Origin of the sequence: Nocardia sp. CS682, assembly GCF_004634405.1 — a bacterium.
GTDB lineage: Bacteria > Actinomycetota > Actinomycetes > Mycobacteriales > Mycobacteriaceae > Nocardia > Nocardia ninae.
The window spans coordinates 333005-349770 of record NZ_CP029710.1 but is presented as its reverse complement, the minus strand read 5'-3'; the positions used below and the strand labels follow the sequence as shown (position 1 = coordinate 349770).

Below are 16766 nucleotides of genomic sequence, written 5' to 3'. Positions count from 1 at the left end.
CCGAGTCCCTCACTCCGTGCGCGCACTGACATCGTCCAGTGCGGCCGCGATGGCCCGCGGCAGTTCGAGGGTCTCGGCGGCGAGCACACCGGTGAGCTGCCCGATATCGCGGGCACCGACGATCATGCTCGCGACGCCGGGCCGGTCCCGGATCCAGGCCAGCGCGACGGCCAACGGTGAAGTGCCTAAACCATCAGCGGCCGTGACCAAGGCGTCGACCACGCGGGTCGCGCGCTCGTCCAGACTGCTGCGGATATCGGCCGCGGTCGCCTCGTCCGCGCCGCGCGAATCCGCCGGAACCCCGTCGCGGTACTTGCCGGTGAGAATGCCACCGGCGAGCGGCGCCGAGGCCACCACGCCGACTCCGTGGTGCAGCGCGGCGGGCACGAAATCGGGTTCCGCGTCGCGGGCCAGCAGCGAGTACGGGGTCTGCGCGACGCTGATCGGGGCGATGGCGGCCAAACTCGCCAGCTGCCAGGCATTGAATCCGCGCACTCCCGCATAGCGGACCTTCCCGGTGCGCACCGCCTGGTCGAGGGTGGCCGCGACCTCGTCCAGTGGGGTGCGTGGATCCCACACCGCCACGTTCCAGATGTCGAGATGATCGGTGCCGAACTCGAGCAGCGTCCGGTCGAGCTGACGCAGCAGCGCGCGCCGGGAGTTGTCGATGATGGTGCGGGTGGTCGCGTCCGGCACGGCTGGTCCGGCAGGAGCAGGCGTGACCCGCGGTGCGATACCCGCGCAGCCGCTGAGCACCAGATCGTCGCGGGAGACGAGATCGCCGAGCAACTCGGCCAGGATCCGTTGCGCGCCGCCACCGGCGTACGCGGGGGAGGTGTCGACGAGCGTGCCGCCCGCTTCGACGAATGCCACCAACTGCACCGATGCCTCGTCGGCATCCGTATGCGAACCCCAGGTATGGGTCGCAAGCCCTATCCGGGACACCCGTAGGCCGCTGCGGCCGACCGTCCGCTGTTCCATCACCGTGTCCGCGCAATCGTCACGGCGCCAAGCCTAGAGCGTGCGTGCGCGTCCGGGCGCCTACCCGCACAGTGGCTCGCGCGTCGCGGGACGGGTGAGGGACGGGCGAACCACCGTGCGGGAACGCCGGTTACCGACCCGGCTGCCGAATTCGCTTCCGGCGGGCAGCGGCGACGATGCCTGGGTGGCAGGTCAGAGATGCCTGTGAACCCGCTCTGCGAGGGCGGTGCGGGCATGCCGCCGCGTCCGCGACACTGTACTGTCGCTGCGGGATTGCGCCGGAGCTCACTCGCGTGCGACCCATCTGATGACCAATTGCCCAGGCGGAACAGTTCTTTCGGGCAAGAACACATGGAGGCGGCATGAGACACCAGGAGAGTGCGTGACGGGCGAATCGATGACCTGGGTGCAGGCGCTCGTGCTCGGCCTGGTGCAGGGATTGACGGAGTTCTTGCCGATCTCGTCGTCGGCGCATCTGCGGATCGTGTCGGGGGTGTTCTTCGGCGACGACGCGGGCGCCTCGTTCACCGCCGTCACCCAGCTCGGCACCGAAGCCGCCGTGCTGGTGTATTTCGCCAAGGACATCTGGCGGATCCTGCAGGCCTGGTTCAGCACGGTGCTGCGCAAGCTCACGGTGCGGGAAACGGTTCCGATCACCGATCAGGTGACGACGCGTCTTCCGGTCGTGACGGCGGGGCAGGCCGACCGCTACTTCGAGGACGAGCGGCAGCGCGAGCTGGACTACCGGATCGGCTGGTATGTGATCATCGCCACCATCCCGATCGGCGTGCTCGGATTCTTGTTCAAGGACGTGATCCGTACCGCGGCGCGCAATCTGTGGCTGATCTCGTTCATGCTCATCGCGTTCGCGCTGGTGATCGCGGCGGCCGAGTATTACGGGCGCAAGGCGCGTCCGCTGGAGAAGCTCACCACTCGCGACGGCTTGGTGATGGGTTTCGCCCAGTGCCTCGCGCTGATTCCCGGTGTTTCGCGGTCGGGCGCCACGTCGTCGGCCGGTCTGTTCCTCGGGCTGACTCGTGAAGCGTCCGTACGGTTCTCGTTCCTGCTGGCGATTCCCGCGGTGACCGCCTCGGGGCTGTTCAGTATTCCGGATGCGTTCAAACCCGCTGGTGAGGGGCTCAATGCGAGCGGAGCGCAGCTGATCGTGGCGACGTTGCTCGCGTTCGTGGTCGGGTATGCGTCGGTGGCGTGGTTGCTGAAGTTCGTCGCCAAGCATTCGCTGGACTGGTTTGTCGGCTACCGAATCGTGCTGGGTCTGACCGTTATGGGCCTGCTGGCCACAGGTGTCGTGTCGGCCACGTGATCACCTCTGGTGGAGCCGCCGGTGTCGCCGACCCGGCTCGGTCCGACCCTTGTGGGACTGCCGGCGCCCGGTGGCTCGTCGGCGACATGACTAGGCTGACCGTATGACGGTGATTCTGCTCCGCCACGGAGTCTCCACGTCGAACACCGCCCGCACGCTGGCCGGTCGCAGCACCGGCGTCGAGCTCACCGAGCACGGCGAGGAGCAAGCCAGGGCCGTCGCCGACCGGCTCGCCGGGCTGCCGATCGAACGCATAGTGCACTCTCCGCTGTTGCGCTGTCAGCGAACGGTGGCGCCGCTCGCGGAGAAATTCGGGCTGGAACCGGTGTTCGACGATCGGCTGATCGAGGTCGATTACGGCGAATGGACGGGTCGCCCGATCGCCGAACTGCTCGCCGAACCGCTGTGGAAAGTGGTGCAGCGGCACGCGTCCGGGGCGGTGTTTCCGGGCGGTGAGGGTCTGGCGCAGGTACAGAGCCGGGCGGTCGCCGCGCTGCGCGAGCACGATCGGGCGCTGGCCGAGCAGCACGGGCACGACGCGCTCTGGGTGGCCTGCACCCACGGTGACGTCATCAAATCGGTACTTGCCGACGCATTGGGTATTCACTTGGACGGGTTCCAGCGCATCGTGGTGGAACCCGCGTCGATCAGTGTTGTCCGCTATACCGCCACCGCGCCCTACGTGTGGCGGCTCAACGACACCGGTACCGATTTGTCCGCGCTGTCGAATCAGCAACGCCCCGTTCCGGATTCCCGTTCCGACAAGCCCGACGCCGAGGTCGATACCTCCGGTCCCGTTCCCGGCGGCGAGCTAGGCGGTACCGGGAGTGCGGATAATGGGAATGCGGAGCGCTGAGATTCCTTGTACACGGATAGTTGGCGTTGTATCCCAGCGCCGTGGGTAGTCGATCAGGGTCACGTATCAGGAGGTGCATGTGTCACGCGCAATCCATGTATTTCGCACCCCCGATCGTTTCGTCGCCGGGACCGTCGGTGAGCCGGGCGATCGCGCGTTCTATCTGCAGGCCGTTCAGGAACCGCGGGTCGTCAGCGTGCTGCTGGAGAAGCAGCAGGTAAAGGTGCTCGCCGACCGAATGGGTCTGCTGTTGGACGAGGTGGCCCGTCGCTTCGGCGCCGAGGTGCCGCCGCAGGCCGAGGACATCGGCGATACCGCGCCGCTGGTGACGCCGGTGGACGCGGAGTTCCGGGTCGGCACCATGGGGCTCGGCTGGGACGCCGATGCGAACGCGGTGGTGGTGGAGTTGCTGGCGATCACCGAGACCGAGGTCGACGAGTCGGTGGTGCTCGACGACACCGAGGAGGGGCCGGACGCGGTGCGCGTGTTCCTCACCCCGATTCAGGCGCGCGAGTTCGCGCTGCGGTCCACCAGGGTGATCGCGGCGGGCCGCCCGCCGTGCCCGCTGTGCGGGGAGCCGCTGTCGTCGCGTGGGCACATGTGCGTGCGCACCAACGGGTACAAGCGCGGCGACATCTTCGGTGCCGCCGAGCTAGAGGAGTGATCGGTGACGCGGGCCGGGGAACGGTTCCACAGCGGCGAGCTGACGGTGATCGGGCGGATCAGCACCGCCAGTAACGTGACCGTGGTCTGCGACATCCTCGATGACGGTGAGCCGCCGATCCGGGTGGTCTACAAGCCGGTGCGCGGCGAGCGACCGCTGTGGGACTTTCCCGACGGCACCCTCGCGGGCCGGGAGGTGGCGTCGTATCGGATCTCCGCCGCGCTCGGCTGGGGTGTGATTCCGGAGACGATTCTGCGCGACGGGCCGTACGGGATCGGCATGGTGCAGCGGTGGGTCGACGGGGTGGACAACCACACCGAGCAGGGTGACCGGCTCGACCTGGTCGACCTGTGCCCGCCCGGGGCGGTTCCCGAGGGCTTTCGTGAGGTGCTGCGCGCTCAGGACCCCGCGGGCAACGAGGTGTCGCTGATCCACGCCGATGATCCGCGGTTGCAGCGGATGGCGGTGCTGGATGTGTTGCTGAACAACGCGGACCGCAAAGGCGGGCACGCATTGGAGGGGACGGACGGGCAGGTGTACGGGGTCGACCACGGCATCTGTTTGCACAGTGAGCACAAATTGCGCACGGTGCTGTGGGGGTGGGCGGGGCAACCGCTCAGTGACGCGCTCGTCGAGGACATCACCGCGTTCGCCAAGGAGCTGCCTGGTGCGGTCGCGGACGAGCTCGCCGGGCATATCACCGATGTCGAGATCGAGGCGCTGATCGATCGCACTCAGGAGCTCGTCGATGATCCGGTGATGCCGACTCCCCGGACGTCGCGGCCGATTCCGTGGCCGGCGTTCTGAAACTGGTTGGGCCCGAGTCGGTTCGGGAATGGCAGTGGGTGCGAAGGTGCACTGTGTGCTGAACAGTCGACCCGAGCGATGGCCGCGCTCTGATGGCCGGCACGATCACTGAATCTCGCCATGGCTCCTGTGCGTTGCGCGTTCGGCGGCGGCGAGGCGTTCGTTGGTGCCGCGTGCCGAGCGCAGTCGATTCGGCACTGCGGGCAGGACTGCACGAGGTGCCGAGCGGAGGTGGCTCGGCGTGGAATTCCTCGTTGCTCTCCTACCGCCGGGACGATATCGTCGGCGGTCGACTCGGTGGCGCGCGGTGCCGCACCGAGGCCGGGAGTGGATCTGCCCACAGCATCGGGAGCGCCTCGGCCGACAGCAGATTCTGCGAGAGCGAAACTCTTGACATCCCATGATTTGCTGGAAAACGCAGGTCGGGAGCGGCTGGTCAGCGGCTTGCAAGGGCCGCTGGACCGGGGCGGGGAGCGATGCTCTCGACCACACCTTTACCCTCGAATCATGCAGTCCTGGTCCGATACAGCCCTACCCACCATCCCCGGAGCAGGGCCACCGTTGCGGTTGTACGACACCGCCGACCGTCAGGTGCGGCCGGTGACACCCGGTGCCACCGCCACCATGTACGTCTGCGGGATCACCCCTTACGACGCCACCCATCTCGGTCACGCCGCCACCTACTTGACCTTCGATCTGGTCAACCGGCTCTGGCGAGACGCGGGCCACGAGGTGCACTACGTGCAGAACGTGACCGACGTCGACGACCCGCTGTTCGAACGGGCCGAACGCGACGGCATCGACTGGCGCGATCTGGGCACCCGCGAGATCGAACTGTTCCGCGAGGACATGTCCGCGCTGCGCATCGTGCCGCCGCGCGAGTACGTCGGCGCGATCGAATCCGTCGACGAGGTCGTCGAATTCGTGCAGAAGCTGCTGGCCTCCGGCGCGGCCTACACCGTCGACGACGCCGAGTTCCCCGACATCTACTTCCGCGCCGACGCCACCGAGCAGTTCGGCTACGAATCCGGCTACGACCGCGCCACCATGGAGCGCCTGTTCGCCGAACGCGGTGGCGACCCGGACCGTCCCGGCAAGCGCGACACCATCGACGCGCTGCTCTGGCGCGCCGAGCGTCCCGGTGAACCGTCCTGGCCCGCCCCGTTCGGCGCGGGCCGCCCCGGCTGGCACATCGAGTGTTCGGCCATCGCGCTCAACCGCATCGGCGCCGAGTTCGACATCCAGGGTGGTGGCAGCGACCTCATCTACCCGCACCACGAGTACTCCGCCGCGCACGCCGAGTCGCTCATCGCAGGCCGCCGCTTCGCCCGCCACTATGTGCACGCCGGTCTGATCGGGCTGGACGGCGAGAAGATGTCGAAGTCCAAGGGCAATCTCGTGCTGGTCTCCACGCTGCGCCGCAGCGGGGTGGACCCGGCCGCCATCCGCCTCGGGCTGCTGGCCGGGCACTACCGGCAGGATCGGATGTGGACCGACGCGGTGCTCGAGCAGGCGAAGTCCCGCCTGGACCAGTGGCGTCGCGCGACCGCCCTCACCTCCGGGCCCGCGGCTGCCGACACCATCGCGCGTGTCCGTCAGCATCTGGCCGATGATCTCGATACGCCGAAAGCTCTGGATGCGCTGGACAATTGGGCTCGTCAAGCGTTGGATTACGGTGGGGCGGACGATGATGCTCCGGCGTCGATCAAAGCGGCTGTCGACGCGCTTCTCGGTATAAGCCTGTAGTTTTCCGCGGATCAGTCACCTCGCGGATGCGCGAGGTGACTGGTGAAGTGTGCGGAATGGCAGTCGAGTCTGCGACGCGACGGCGGGCTTTGCGAAGGGGGCGGCAGGATGGGCAATCCGTTCGACAGTGCGGCGATCGCCGAGCGTTATGTGCGCGGGCGGCTTTACTATCATCCGCAGGCGCTGCGGATTGCCCTGCGGCAGTTGGCGATCGATCGAGCAGGTGTCGCGGTGGACGTCGCCTGCGGTACGGGACTGTCGACCCGCGCAGTGCTCGACGTGGCAAGACGGGTCGTAGCCTGCGATGCGTCCGTGGCGATGGTGCGCACCGCCGAACGGAACCCGCGGGCGCAATTCGTCACCGCGGCAGCCGAACAGCTTCCGCTGAAAGACGGCATCGCCGAGTTGGCCACTGTCGCTGCGGCATTCCACTGGTTCGACCCGGCGCAGGTGCTCGCCGAGCTGGCCCGCGTGCTGCGACGCGGCGGTGGGCTCGCCGTCTACAGCGACTACTTCCACGGCCGCCTGGTGGAACGGCCCGCGTTCGCGGAGTGGATGCGCGGCGAGTACATGTCCCGATATCCATCGGTACGCCGCCGGCCGCACTTCGACCCCGACGCCGCCACCGCAGCGGGCTTCGGCCCCACCACCAGCTCCGACCATGAATGGCGAGCTCCGATGACCTGCGAGGCGGCAGCGGCCTATCTCGTGAGCCAAAGCAACACGGCCGCCGCGACCAGCGAGGCGAACCTGCCGGAGCTACAGCACGCGCTCACCGAAGAGATCCGGCCGTTCTTTCCCGAGAACGGTCCTGCCGAGGCCGTGTTCACCCTCCGGGTCTGCACCACGACGTTGCGGCGTTGAGCGAGCTCGCGGGAGACGGAACTGCCGCGATGAGGCATGGTGCGTAGGCGAACGGTTCGCCTGAAATGGTTGCCGGGGGAGACGTTCCGTGATGTGGTACTGCGGTGTGCAACATTCCTGGGCGGGGCTTGATCGGCCGGCGGACAATGCTGGGTGGCGTGTTCGGAGCGGGGGTTCTGCTGGCGGCGGGACGGTTGACCGCCGCTGCTGAACCGGCGGCCCCGAAGACCGTGGCCGCTAGGCAGCGGTTCTTCGGAGTCGACACCGTCGATGCGGCAACGGGTGCGGTGCGCGCCGATCGGGTGGTGCTGGCATGGGTGGGGTGCACCACGTATGCGATGGCCATCGGCGGGTCGGTCTTCCTGCTGGACGCGTGGGTGCCGCGGCTGACCAGCACGGGGTACGTGCCCGCGACACCGCAGGATTTGGCTGACCTCGCACCCGAGGCGATCTTCATCGGGCATGGGCATTTCGATCACGCCGGTGACGCGGGGCGGATCGCGCAGGCGTCCGGCGCGGTGGTCTACGGGACCGCCGATCACGGGGTGAGTATCCGTGCGCAGGTGAGCGATTCGGCGTTCCGGACCGTCGCGCTCGGCGACGCGAATTCGGCACCGGGGGAGCGGCACGACTTCACCGTCGGCGCCGTCGAGGTGACCGCAATCCGGCACGTGCACTCCGCCCCCACCGCACCGGAACGACCAGGCGGCTCGTCCCCGTTCTTCCCGATGCCGGACCTCTGTGCCCTCGTGCAACACCCGCCGACCCTGGGCGGTGTCTTGCAGAACGTGCCCCGGCTGAACGACCCGGAAGGCGGATCCCTCCTCTACCAATTCCGCGTCCCCGGTTTCTCGCTGGTCTGGCACGACTCCACCGGCCCGCTCACTGAGAAAGCCCCGAACGTCTTCGACGTCTTCGCCGCCCTACCCCCGACCGACGTCCAAATCGGCGCAGTCCAAGGCTTCAACCAAATCACCAACGGGCTCCGCGACCCCCGCCGCTACATCGAAGCCATCGCCCCCGCCCTGTTCGTCCCCACCCACCACGACAACTGGCTCCCCGGCATCACCGCAGGCGCCGCCACCTACGACCCACCCCTGCGCGACGAACTGACCCGAATCCCCACCCCCGACCGTCCCGAACTCCGCGCCCTCTACGACCCCACCGACTACATCCGCCCAGAACGCCTGACTTTCCCGCTATGACGTAGCCCCGAACACCTTCCAGCTCCCGTTCGGCGACTGCTCGCTTGCCGGGTGGGACGTGGTGGCGTGAACGTGCGAGTGCTCCCGCCGCGACGTCCCGTTCAGCGACGGCCCTCGCGTGTCCCTGCTCGGGAAGCGGTGGGCTACGTGGTGGATTCGACTGGGACGGTGGGTTCATGGACTCCGGGGAGTAGGTCGGGGGTGTACAGGCGGTCGATGTCGAGGGCGTACTTGGCGGCGATGGGTTTGCGGCGGAGTTTCATGGTGAGGGTGATTTCGTCGCCGCCGGGTTCCCAGAAGGTGGGCAGGACGGTGAAGCGTTTGATCTGTTCTACCCGAGACAGTTTGGTGTTGCCGGCGGCGACACCGCGGGCGATCTCGGCGATCACTCCGGGGTCGGCGGCCAGGGCGGCGGCGGAGGCATCGGGTAAATCGTGTTGGGCGGCATAGGGTTCGGCGGTTTCGGCGTCGATGACGATGAGCGCGGTGTTGAACGGACGCTGATCGCCGACGGTGGCGATGGAGCCGATGAGTGGGGTCGCCGCTTTGATGGCGTTCTCGATGTTGGCCGGGGACATGTTCTTTCCGGCGGAGTTGATGATGAGTTCTTTCTTGCGGTCGACGACGCGTAGGTAGCCGTCGGGGTCCTGGGTGAGGATGTCGCCGGTGTGCAGCCAGCCGTCGGCATCGAGAGCTTCGGCGGTTTTGACCGGCTCTTCGCGGTAGGCGCGCATGATCGACGGGCCGCGGACCAGGAATTCGCCGTCCTCGGCGATGGTGGCCTCGAGGCCGGGTAGCAGCTTGCCGACCGTGCCGAGCCGGGCTTGCTCGGGCGGGCTGACGCTGCCGATGCAGGTCACCTCGGACATGCCCCACACTTCGGAGATGGGGATGCCGAGTCCGTAGAAGAAGCCCAACGTCTCCGCCGGAATCGGGGCGGCACCCGACATCGCCCACTTCACTTGGTCGAGACCGAGTTTCGCGCGCAGCGTGGACAGCACGGCGGCGTCGGCCTTCGCCCACTCGGCGGCCAGCGCGTCATCGACCGGCTCGCCGGTGAGCCCCGCGCCGGCCTTGCGTGCGGCGACGCCGAGCGCCCACTGCAAGCCGGCCCGGGTGGCGTCGTCGGGTTCGTTGGCGACCGCGAATTCCAGTGCGGCCTTGAACTTTTCCCACACGCGGGGGACGGCGCCCCAGATTGTCGGCCTGGCATCGAGCAGTGCGGCGAGCAGTTGGTTGCGGTCGGGCACGACGGTGATCTGGATACCGAACACCTCCTGCAAGTACAACGCGGTGAAGCGGTCGGCCATGTGTGCGGTGGGTAGATACGAGGTTTGGCGGTCGCCGAAGTCGACGGGCAGGACCGAGGCGAAGGCGTGGGCGTCGAACAGCAGATTGGCGTGCGTCAGTTCGACGCCCTTCGGATTGCCGGTGGTCCCGGAGGTGTAGCACAGCGTCACGATGTCGTCCGGCTGCACCGCGCGCCAGCTGGCTTCGAAGTCGAAGTCGCTGCGCCCCAATGACTTCAGTTCGTCAACGCCGATCGTTCCTGGCGGCGTGCCGTCCAGGCAGACGATGGTCTCGATCGGCACCCCGCACGACCGGATCCGGTCCACGTACTGCGCCTCGCAGAAAACCACTCGATTGCCCGCGTTGCCGAACACGTAATTCAGCTGCTCCGGGACGAGTGTGTTGTACACGGAAAACGAGGTCGCCCCGGCGTGCTGCGCGCCCACCTCCAGCGGATAGAACTCGACCCGATTGGCCATCATCAGCGCGACCGTGTCACCGCGGCCGATCCCGAGCGCGCTCAATCCCGCCGCGACTTCCCGCACCTGCGCGGCATAGTCCCGCCAGGTCAAACTCTGCGCACCGCCGATCGACCGGACCGCGACCGCGTCGGGATCGATGGCCGCGACCCGCTGAAAAGCGGCACAGGAGGTGTTCGGTTCGGTCATGGTGCAACCCCGTTCGATCCAGCTGTCTATCTCTCTGAGACGGTAAATGGCGAGAACTGGCACGGGGACGTTTCGAGTGATTTCCGTGCCGACGGGTGAATGCGGCGGGTGGTGCTGCTGCTGAGATGCACGCCGCGAGCTCACCTGGCATCGCCGCGACTTGGTTGCAGCCTCGGAGACGGCGATTCACGTTAGACACCTACCCCGTAGGGGTATATGGTCAGACAGGTCAACCGCACGCCTCGGTTCGTCCCCTCGAGCCGAGCTCTGCGAACGAGGAGTGAGCTACGTGAACCACGACACGCACCGCCGCACCGCAGTTCTCGATGTGCGCGGCGTCCGCTGGGCCAGCCAGGCCAACGTCGTCACCGCCGTCCTCCGCCGCAGACCGGGCGTGCTCGACGTCGCCGCCAACCCCACCGCCCAAACCGCCACCATTTCCTACGACCCCACCCGCACCTCGGTCGCCGAACTCGCAGGCTGGATCCGCGACTGCGGATACCACTGCGCAGGCCGCTCGGTCCCCACCCACACCTGCGACCCGATGATCGAACCGGACGCGCGCGGTGACGTGCGCAGTTCCGCCGGGGCTACGCCTGGCTACGCCGCGCAGCAGGCGAGTGATGGGGACGGCGATCGGGCTGAGCGCGGCGGGCGCACTCGACACGTGGAACGGGATGGGAGCGCTGACCGTGCCGACACCGGCGATCGACGCGGGCAACTGCAGGCTGATCACGGCGATCACGGCGATCACGGCGATCACGGCGATCACGGCGATCACGGCGGACATGGCGGACATGGCGGACATGGCGATCATGCCGGACATGGCGGACATGCCGGAATGTCCATGGCGGACATGGCCGCCGATATGCGAAACAGGTTCGTTGTCGCGGCCGTGTTCTCCGTGCTGGTGATGCTGTGGTCGCCGATGGCTACCGACATGTTCGGGTGGCATCTGCCGGTGCCGTTCGGGGTGCGGCAGGACATTTGGGCGCTGGTGTTGAGTTTGCCGGTGGTCTTCTATTCGTCGGCGATCTTCTTCACCGGCGCGGTGGCGGCGTTGCGTGCGCGGACGTTGGACATGATGGTGTTGGTCGCGGTGGGGATCGGGGCGGGCTGGCTGTATTCGCTGGCGATCACACTGACCGGCGGCGGTGAGGTGTTCTATGAGGCCTCGACGATGCTGGCAACCTTTGTGCTGCTCGGCCATTGGTTCGAGATGCGGGCGCGCGGCGGGGCCAACGACGCCATCCGCGCACTGCTGGATCTCGCGCCGCCCAAGGCGGAGGTGCTCCGCGACGGCGTGCCGGTCGAGGTACCTACCGCCGAGGTGGTGGTCGGTGACCTGCTGCTGGTGCGACCCGGCGCGAAGATCGCCGTCGACGGCGTGGTCGAGGAGGGCGACAGCGAGGTCGACGAGTCGATGGTGACCGGCGAAAGTATGCCGGTCCATAAGGAATCAGGCGCGACGGTAATCGGTGCGTCGTTGAACACGAACGGCACGCTGCGCGTCCGCGCGACCAAGGTCGGCGCCGACACCGCGCTGGCGCAGATCGTGGAACTGGTTCAGCAGGCACAGAATTCGAAGGCACCCGGACAGCAGCTCGCCGATCGCGCGGCATTCTGGTTGGTGCTGGTCGCCTTGTTCGGCGGGGCATTGACGTTCACGGTGTGGCTGCTCGTCGGTGCGTCCTTCGCGAAGGCGATGCTGTTCGCGATCACTGTCGTGGTGATCACCTGCCCCGACGCCCTTGGCCTCGCCACCCCCACCGCGATCATGGTCGGCACCGGCCTCGGCGCGAAACGTGGCGTGCTGTTCAAGAATGCGCTGGCGCTGGAGTCCGCGGCGCGCATCCAAACGGTGGTGATGGACAAGACCGGCACCCTGACCAAGGGCGAGCCCGAAGTCACCGATGTAGTTACCGCCGAAGGATATTCAGCCGAGCGGGTGCTGCGCTTGGTCGCCGCCGTCGAGCGCGAATCCGAACATCCGCTTGCTGCGGCGATCGTCCGGCACGCCGAAAACCGCAGTGTCGCACCGGAGACCGCGAGCAAGTTCGAGAATGTTCCGGGTCACGGTGCTGTCGCCGAGGTAGCTGGACATCGGGTAGTGGTCGGAAACCGCCGGTTGTTCGATCGTGAAGGTATCGACATCGGATCGCTCGCCTCGGCACGTGATCGGCTGACGGACTCGGGACATACCGCGGTCCTCGCCGCGATCGACGGCACGGCGAGCGCTGTTATCGCCCTTGCCGACGCACCCCGCGACACCTCCGCGGCCGCGGTCGCGGAGCTGCACGACCTGGGTGTCGAGGTGGTGATGCTGACCGGCGACAATCGCGCGACGGCCGAACGCATCGCCGCCGGCCTCGGTATCGACACCGTGATCGCGGAGGTCCTGCCGAAGGACAAGGCCGCGAAAATCGCTGAGCTGCAACGTGATGGACGCAAAGTCGCGATGGTCGGGGACGGCGTCAACGACGCTCCCGCGTTGGCGGGTGCGGATCTCGGTATCGCTATCGGTGCCGGAACCGATGTCGCCATCGAAACCGCTGACCTGGTCCTGATGCGCTCCGACCCGCTCGATGTACCGACCGCCCTGCGGATCGGCCGGGGCACGCTACGCAAGATGCACCAAAACCTGGCTTGGGCAGTCGGTTACAACACCATCGCGTTGCCCATCGCCGCAGGCGTATTCGTTCCCGCCTTCGGCTTCACGCTGCGGCCCGAGATCGCCGCCATGTCGATGTCGGGTTCCAGCATCATCGTCGCCCTGAATGCGCTGTCGCTCAAACGTCTTCGCCTCCCGGGGCGAGAACCGAGTGCGTCCGCACGCGAGACCACCGAGCTGCACCCCGCGCACCGCTGACAACCGGCGTTCGATCACGGCACCGCGGCGGCCTGACCAGCCGCGCCGGAGCGCCGTGTTCGCGGGCGATCGGTCCCGTCCCTGCGCACTCGATAGGCTGCACGCGCCGGTCGCTATGTGCGGACCGGGCTGCACGAGCAGTTGCTTATGTGCGGACTACTGGGAACGTGTGACCATGCACGGCGCTCGCTATCGCTCACGCCTTCGTGAGTTGCGTTCTTTCCCCAGCCCGCCCTGTACATGTCTGAGACACTGACCTACATTCGATGGCCATGGACACGATTGAGCTCACCGCACCGGATGGACGGCTCGAGGCAATCCTGGCGCGGCCGTCCGGAGACGGGCCGTGGCCTGGGGTTGTCGTAATCCACGATGGGGTGGGGTTCGGTGCGGATTTGCGACGGACCGTGCGCATGCTGGCCGACTACGGATATCTGGTCATCGCGCCCAACTTGTTCTCCCGCGGCCGGGTGCGCTGCATCCGGACGATCTATCGAGCCTTGGTGTTCAGCGGCGACGGCCCGCCGGTGCGTGATGTCCTGGCTGCACGCGACCGGTTGGTCGCCGAACCGGACTGCACCGGTCGCACCGCCGTCGTCGGGTTCTGCATGGGCGGTGGCTTCGCATTGCTGGTCGCGCCGAAGGGTTTCGACGCCGCCGCGCCGTTCTACCCGAGCCTCTACGGCGACTATCGCGCCATGCTCGAGGGCTCGTGCCCGGTGGTCGCCAGCTACGCACAGCGCGACCCGATCCTGATCGGCGCGCCCCGCAAACTGGACGAAGCGTTGACCGAGCTCGGCGTGGAGCACGACATCAAGGTCTATCCGAAGGTGACCCACGCCTTCGCCAACCTCACGCCCGCCGACCCGGTCCTGCGCGTCACCGGCCTGGGCTACAACGAGGATGCGACCCGCGATGCGTGGCAGCGCATCTTCAGCTTTTTCGACACCCACCTCAACGGTGCGGAGAATGCCTGACGCCCAGTCGATCTGTCGAACGCGCCGCCGGCTACTCGCCGCGCCACTGCGGTGGGCGCTTTTCGGCGAACGCACGGGGACCTTCGAGGGCATCCTTGCTGACGAACACCGGACCGGCTTCCGCCACACTCATCTCCCAGATCGGCGTATCCCAGTCCGAGCCGAACTCGTTGACGCGGTGCATGATCCGCTTGGAGGCGCGCACCGACAGTGGTGCGTTCGCGGCGATGGTTTCGGCGAGCCGCAGGGCAGTAGGCAGCACCTGATCGGCGGGCACCACGCGGTTGACCAACCCCCAGTGCGCCGCGCTCGCGGCATCGATCGGCGTGCCCGTCAACGCCATCTCCAGCGCGATCTTCGGTGGCACCGCACGCGGCAACCGCAGCAATCCGCCTGCCGCGGCGACCAATCCGCGCGTCACCTCCGGTAAGCCGAGCGAGGCGTCCTCGCTCATCACCGCGAGGTCGCTGGCCAGCACGATCTCGGTGCCGCCACCGAGCGCGAACCCGTTGACCGCCGCGATCAGCGGCTTGTCCACGAAATGCTGTACCAGTCCGGCGAATCCGTACTCCGGATGCTCCGGATCGTGAATCCCGTTGCCACGCGCCAACTCTTTGAGGTCGGCTCCGGCACAGAAAGCGCGCCCGGCTCCGGTGATCACGCCGACCCGCAGTTCCGGGTCGGCGGCGAGCTCGTCCAGCGCGGCACCTACCGCAGTGGACAACGCGGCATTCACCGCGTTCATCGCCTCGGGGCGATTAAGGGTGATAACGGCGATGTGCCCGTGGCGTTCCAGTGTGGCTGCGGCGGTCAAAGTGCCCTCCTTCAGAAGATCACTCGAACCTACCGGGACAGTGCTGCGGCGCGGGTCGAGATCCCGGTCAGCGGACGGCCGGTGGGACGTATCAGGCTCAGCGCCGACCGGTCGAGATGATGCCATCGTGGGCCCGCAGCGAACTGCCCGCGGAACTCGTGCGGCAACCGAACACAAAGGCGGACCTTTCTGGTGTCGCCGAGTCGAACCCCTTGGCCGGTGCGCTGTGCGGGCCGGCAGGGTGATTGCGTTGACGCAGCGCGGCGGTGCTCGGGAAGCGAGGTGGTGGGTGCCCGGTCGGCGTGGCGCCTGATCGGCGTGACGAGGTGGTGCAGCCTGATCGGCCCGGCGGCACGTGCGGCCGAATCGGTCTGGCGGCGATGACGGGACCGTGCCGGTGCGGTGGAAACGATGCAGCTGTTCGCCGTGGGACCGCCCAGAGTGCTCTGGGACACCGCGGCGCGCGGTAGGTAATGATCTGCTCACGCCGCACCCTCGTGCAAGACTTGGCCCGTGAGTGGGCCGAGCGAAGACATTCAGCACAAGACCAGCAAAGGTCGCGACCAGACCGGCAAGACCAGCGGTAGCCACGCGGTACCGGATCGCGGCGACGTGATCGGGTCCGGCATCATGTGGCTCGCGAAATGGGCGTTGTGCATTGTCGCGATCGCCGCGGGCGCGTGGGTGCTGATGTACGTTTTCGCGAAGCTGTGGGTGGTGCTGCTGCCGGTGGCACTGGCTATCGTCGTCGCGACCGTGCTGTGGCCGCCCACGCGGTGGCTCACAGGGAAAGGCTTGCGGCCGGCTTTGGCGGCGTCCATCACGATGGTCGCGTTCGTCGGCGCGCTGGCCGGCGTGATCGCGCTGATCGTGCCGTCGGTGGTGGACCAGGCGCCGGACCTCGCGGACAAGTCCACCGAGGGTGTCAATCGGGTGCGCGATTGGATGCAGGGACCCCCGCTGCGGATTCGCGACGAGCAACTCGACTCCGCGGTCGACGCGATCGTGTCCCGGTTGCAGTCGAGTGCCGCGCAGATCGCGGGGGGCGTGTTCAGCGGCGTGTCCACCGCGACGTCGGCGATCATCACCCTGTTCCTCGTGCTCGTGCTGAGCTTCTTCTTCGTCAAGGACGGCCCGCGGTTGCTGCCGTGGCTGCACGCCGTGCTCGGCAGCCGGAGCGGCCGTCATGTCGAAGAGGTACTGAATCGGGTGTGGGGCACGCTCGGCGGATTCATCCGGACCCAGGCGCTGGTCAGTTTGATCGATGCGGTGTTCATCGGCGCCGGGCTGGTGATCCTCGGTGTCCCGCTGGCAATGGTGCTCGCGGTGATCACCTTCATCGGTGGCTTCGTCCCGATGGTGGGCGCCTTCGTGGCCGGCGCGCTCGCGGTGCTCGTCGCGCTGGTCGGCAACGGTTTCACGACCGCGTTGATCGTGCTCGGCATCATCATCGCGGTGCAGCAGCTGGAAGGCAATGTGCTGCAACCGGTTCTGCAGAGCCGGAGCATGAAGTTGCACGCGGTGCTCGTGCTGCTCGCGGTCACCGCGGGTGGGTCGATCTACGGCATCGTCGGCGCGTTCCTCGCCGTCCCGGTGGTGGCGGTGATCGCGGTGGTAGTCCGCTACATCGGGGAGCAGATCGATGTGGTCACCGCCGCGCCACCGGAGTCCGACGACGAGGTTCAGCCCGCGACGGAGTAG

General features: G+C 67.5%; 13 protein-coding genes. 10 read left to right on the top strand and 3 right to left on the bottom strand.

The genetic code is table 11. The features are described 5' to 3' along the window. Positions 1 to 9: 9 nt before the first annotated feature. The gene (locus DMB37_RS01630) at positions 10 to 981 is read right to left on the bottom strand and encodes an aldo/keto reductase (RefSeq protein ID WP_135231108.1); all 972 of its coding nucleotides are present in this window, start codon (positions 979 to 981) and stop codon (positions 10 to 12) included. Between the two features lie 397 nt (positions 982 to 1378). Here DMB37_RS01630 and DMB37_RS01625 point away from each other — a divergent pair, with 397 nt between their 5' ends. The 7 genes from DMB37_RS01625 (at position 1379) to DMB37_RS01595 (ending at position 8447) form a co-directional block, all read left to right on the top strand. Then, positions 1379 to 2305 carry an undecaprenyl-diphosphate phosphatase gene (locus DMB37_RS01625; protein ID WP_135237276.1) on the top strand — a complete coding sequence of 309 codons (927 nt, stop codon included), beginning with the start codon at positions 1379 to 1381 and terminating at the stop codon, positions 2303 to 2305. Between the two features lie 103 nt (positions 2306 to 2408). After that, positions 2409 to 3161: a histidine phosphatase family protein gene (locus tag DMB37_RS01620; RefSeq protein WP_135231107.1), complete on the top strand. Its 753-nt coding sequence runs from the start codon at positions 2409 to 2411 to the stop codon at positions 3159 to 3161. Positions 3162 to 3240: 79 nt separating this feature from the next. Next, entirely contained in the window at positions 3241 to 3825 is a 585-nt protein-coding gene (locus DMB37_RS01615; protein WP_107656761.1) for a DUF3090 domain-containing protein, read from the top strand. Positions 3826 to 3828: 3 nt separating this feature from the next. After that, on the top strand, positions 3829 to 4632 hold the full coding sequence (locus DMB37_RS01610; RefSeq protein ID WP_135231106.1) for an SCO1664 family protein: 804 nt from the start codon (positions 3829 to 3831) through the stop codon (positions 4630 to 4632). Positions 4633 to 5139: 507 nt separating this feature from the next. Continuing rightward, complete coding sequence (gene mshC / locus DMB37_RS01605; protein WP_135231105.1) at positions 5140 to 6378, top strand: cysteine--1-D-myo-inosityl 2-amino-2-deoxy-alpha-D-glucopyranoside ligase; 1239 nt, start codon at positions 5140 to 5142, stop codon at positions 6376 to 6378. 108 nt (positions 6379 to 6486) lie between these two features. Further along, complete coding sequence (locus tag DMB37_RS01600; protein ID WP_135231104.1) at positions 6487 to 7242, top strand: class I SAM-dependent methyltransferase; 756 nt, start codon at positions 6487 to 6489, stop codon at positions 7240 to 7242. 158 nt (positions 7243 to 7400) lie between these two features. Next, positions 7401 to 8447 carry an MBL fold metallo-hydrolase gene (locus DMB37_RS01595; RefSeq protein WP_240772194.1) on the top strand — a complete coding sequence of 349 codons (1047 nt, stop codon included), beginning with the start codon at positions 7401 to 7403 and terminating at the stop codon, positions 8445 to 8447. 143 nt (positions 8448 to 8590) lie between these two features. Here DMB37_RS01595 and fadD11 read toward each other — a convergent pair whose 3' ends face one another. Further along, positions 8591 to 10405, bottom strand: coding sequence for a fatty acid--CoA ligase FadD11 (fadD11, locus tag DMB37_RS01590; protein ID WP_135231103.1), 1815 nt, complete (start codon positions 10403 to 10405; stop codon positions 8591 to 8593). 289 nt (positions 10406 to 10694) lie between these two features. Here fadD11 and DMB37_RS01585 point away from each other — a divergent pair, with 289 nt between their 5' ends. Together DMB37_RS01585 and DMB37_RS01580 are read left to right on the top strand one after the other, a co-directional pair. Next, entirely contained in the window at positions 10695 to 13274 is a 2580-nt protein-coding gene (locus DMB37_RS01585; protein WP_135237274.1) for a cation-translocating P-type ATPase, read from the top strand. A 272-nt stretch (positions 13275 to 13546) separates the two neighbouring features. Then, positions 13547 to 14251: a dienelactone hydrolase family protein gene (locus tag DMB37_RS01580; protein ID WP_135231102.1), complete on the top strand. Its 705-nt coding sequence runs from the start codon at positions 13547 to 13549 to the stop codon at positions 14249 to 14251. A gap of 31 nt (positions 14252 to 14282) precedes the next feature. Here DMB37_RS01580 and DMB37_RS01575 read toward each other — a convergent pair whose 3' ends face one another. Beyond that, positions 14283 to 15065, bottom strand: a complete 783-nt coding sequence (locus DMB37_RS01575; RefSeq protein ID WP_240772193.1) for a crotonase/enoyl-CoA hydratase family protein — start codon at positions 15063 to 15065, stop codon at positions 14283 to 14285. Positions 15066 to 15578: 513 nt separating this feature from the next. On the opposite strand from DMB37_RS01575, the gene DMB37_RS01570 reads away from it, so the two are divergent. After that, the gene (locus tag DMB37_RS01570; protein WP_370465305.1) at positions 15579 to 16766 is read left to right on the top strand and encodes an AI-2E family transporter; all 1188 of its coding nucleotides are present in this window, start codon (positions 15579 to 15581) and stop codon (positions 16764 to 16766) included.

Bases quoted from the DNA above. Each gene is read 5' to 3' on its own strand.
- DMB37_RS01620 (WP_135231107.1), top strand. From the start codon at position 2,409: ATGACGGTGATTCTGCTCCGCCACGGAGTCTCCACGTCGAACACCGCC.
- DMB37_RS01580 (WP_135231102.1), top strand. From the start codon at position 13,547: ATGGACACGATTGAGCTCACCGCACCGGATGGACGGCTCGAGGCAATC.
- fadD11 (WP_135231103.1), bottom strand. From the start codon at position 10,405: ATGACCGAACCGAACACCTCCTGTGCCGCTTTTCAGCGGGTCGCGGCC.
- DMB37_RS01625 (WP_135237276.1), top strand. From the start codon at position 1,379: ATGACCTGGGTGCAGGCGCTCGTGCTCGGCCTGGTGCAGGGATTGACG.
- mshC (WP_135231105.1), top strand. From the start codon at position 5,140: ATGCAGTCCTGGTCCGATACAGCCCTACCCACCATCCCCGGAGCAGGG.
- DMB37_RS01630 (WP_135231108.1), bottom strand. From the start codon at position 981: ATGGAACAGCGGACGGTCGGCCGCAGCGGCCTACGGGTGTCCCGGATA.
- DMB37_RS01600 (WP_135231104.1), top strand. From the start codon at position 6,487: ATGGGCAATCCGTTCGACAGTGCGGCGATCGCCGAGCGTTATGTGCGC.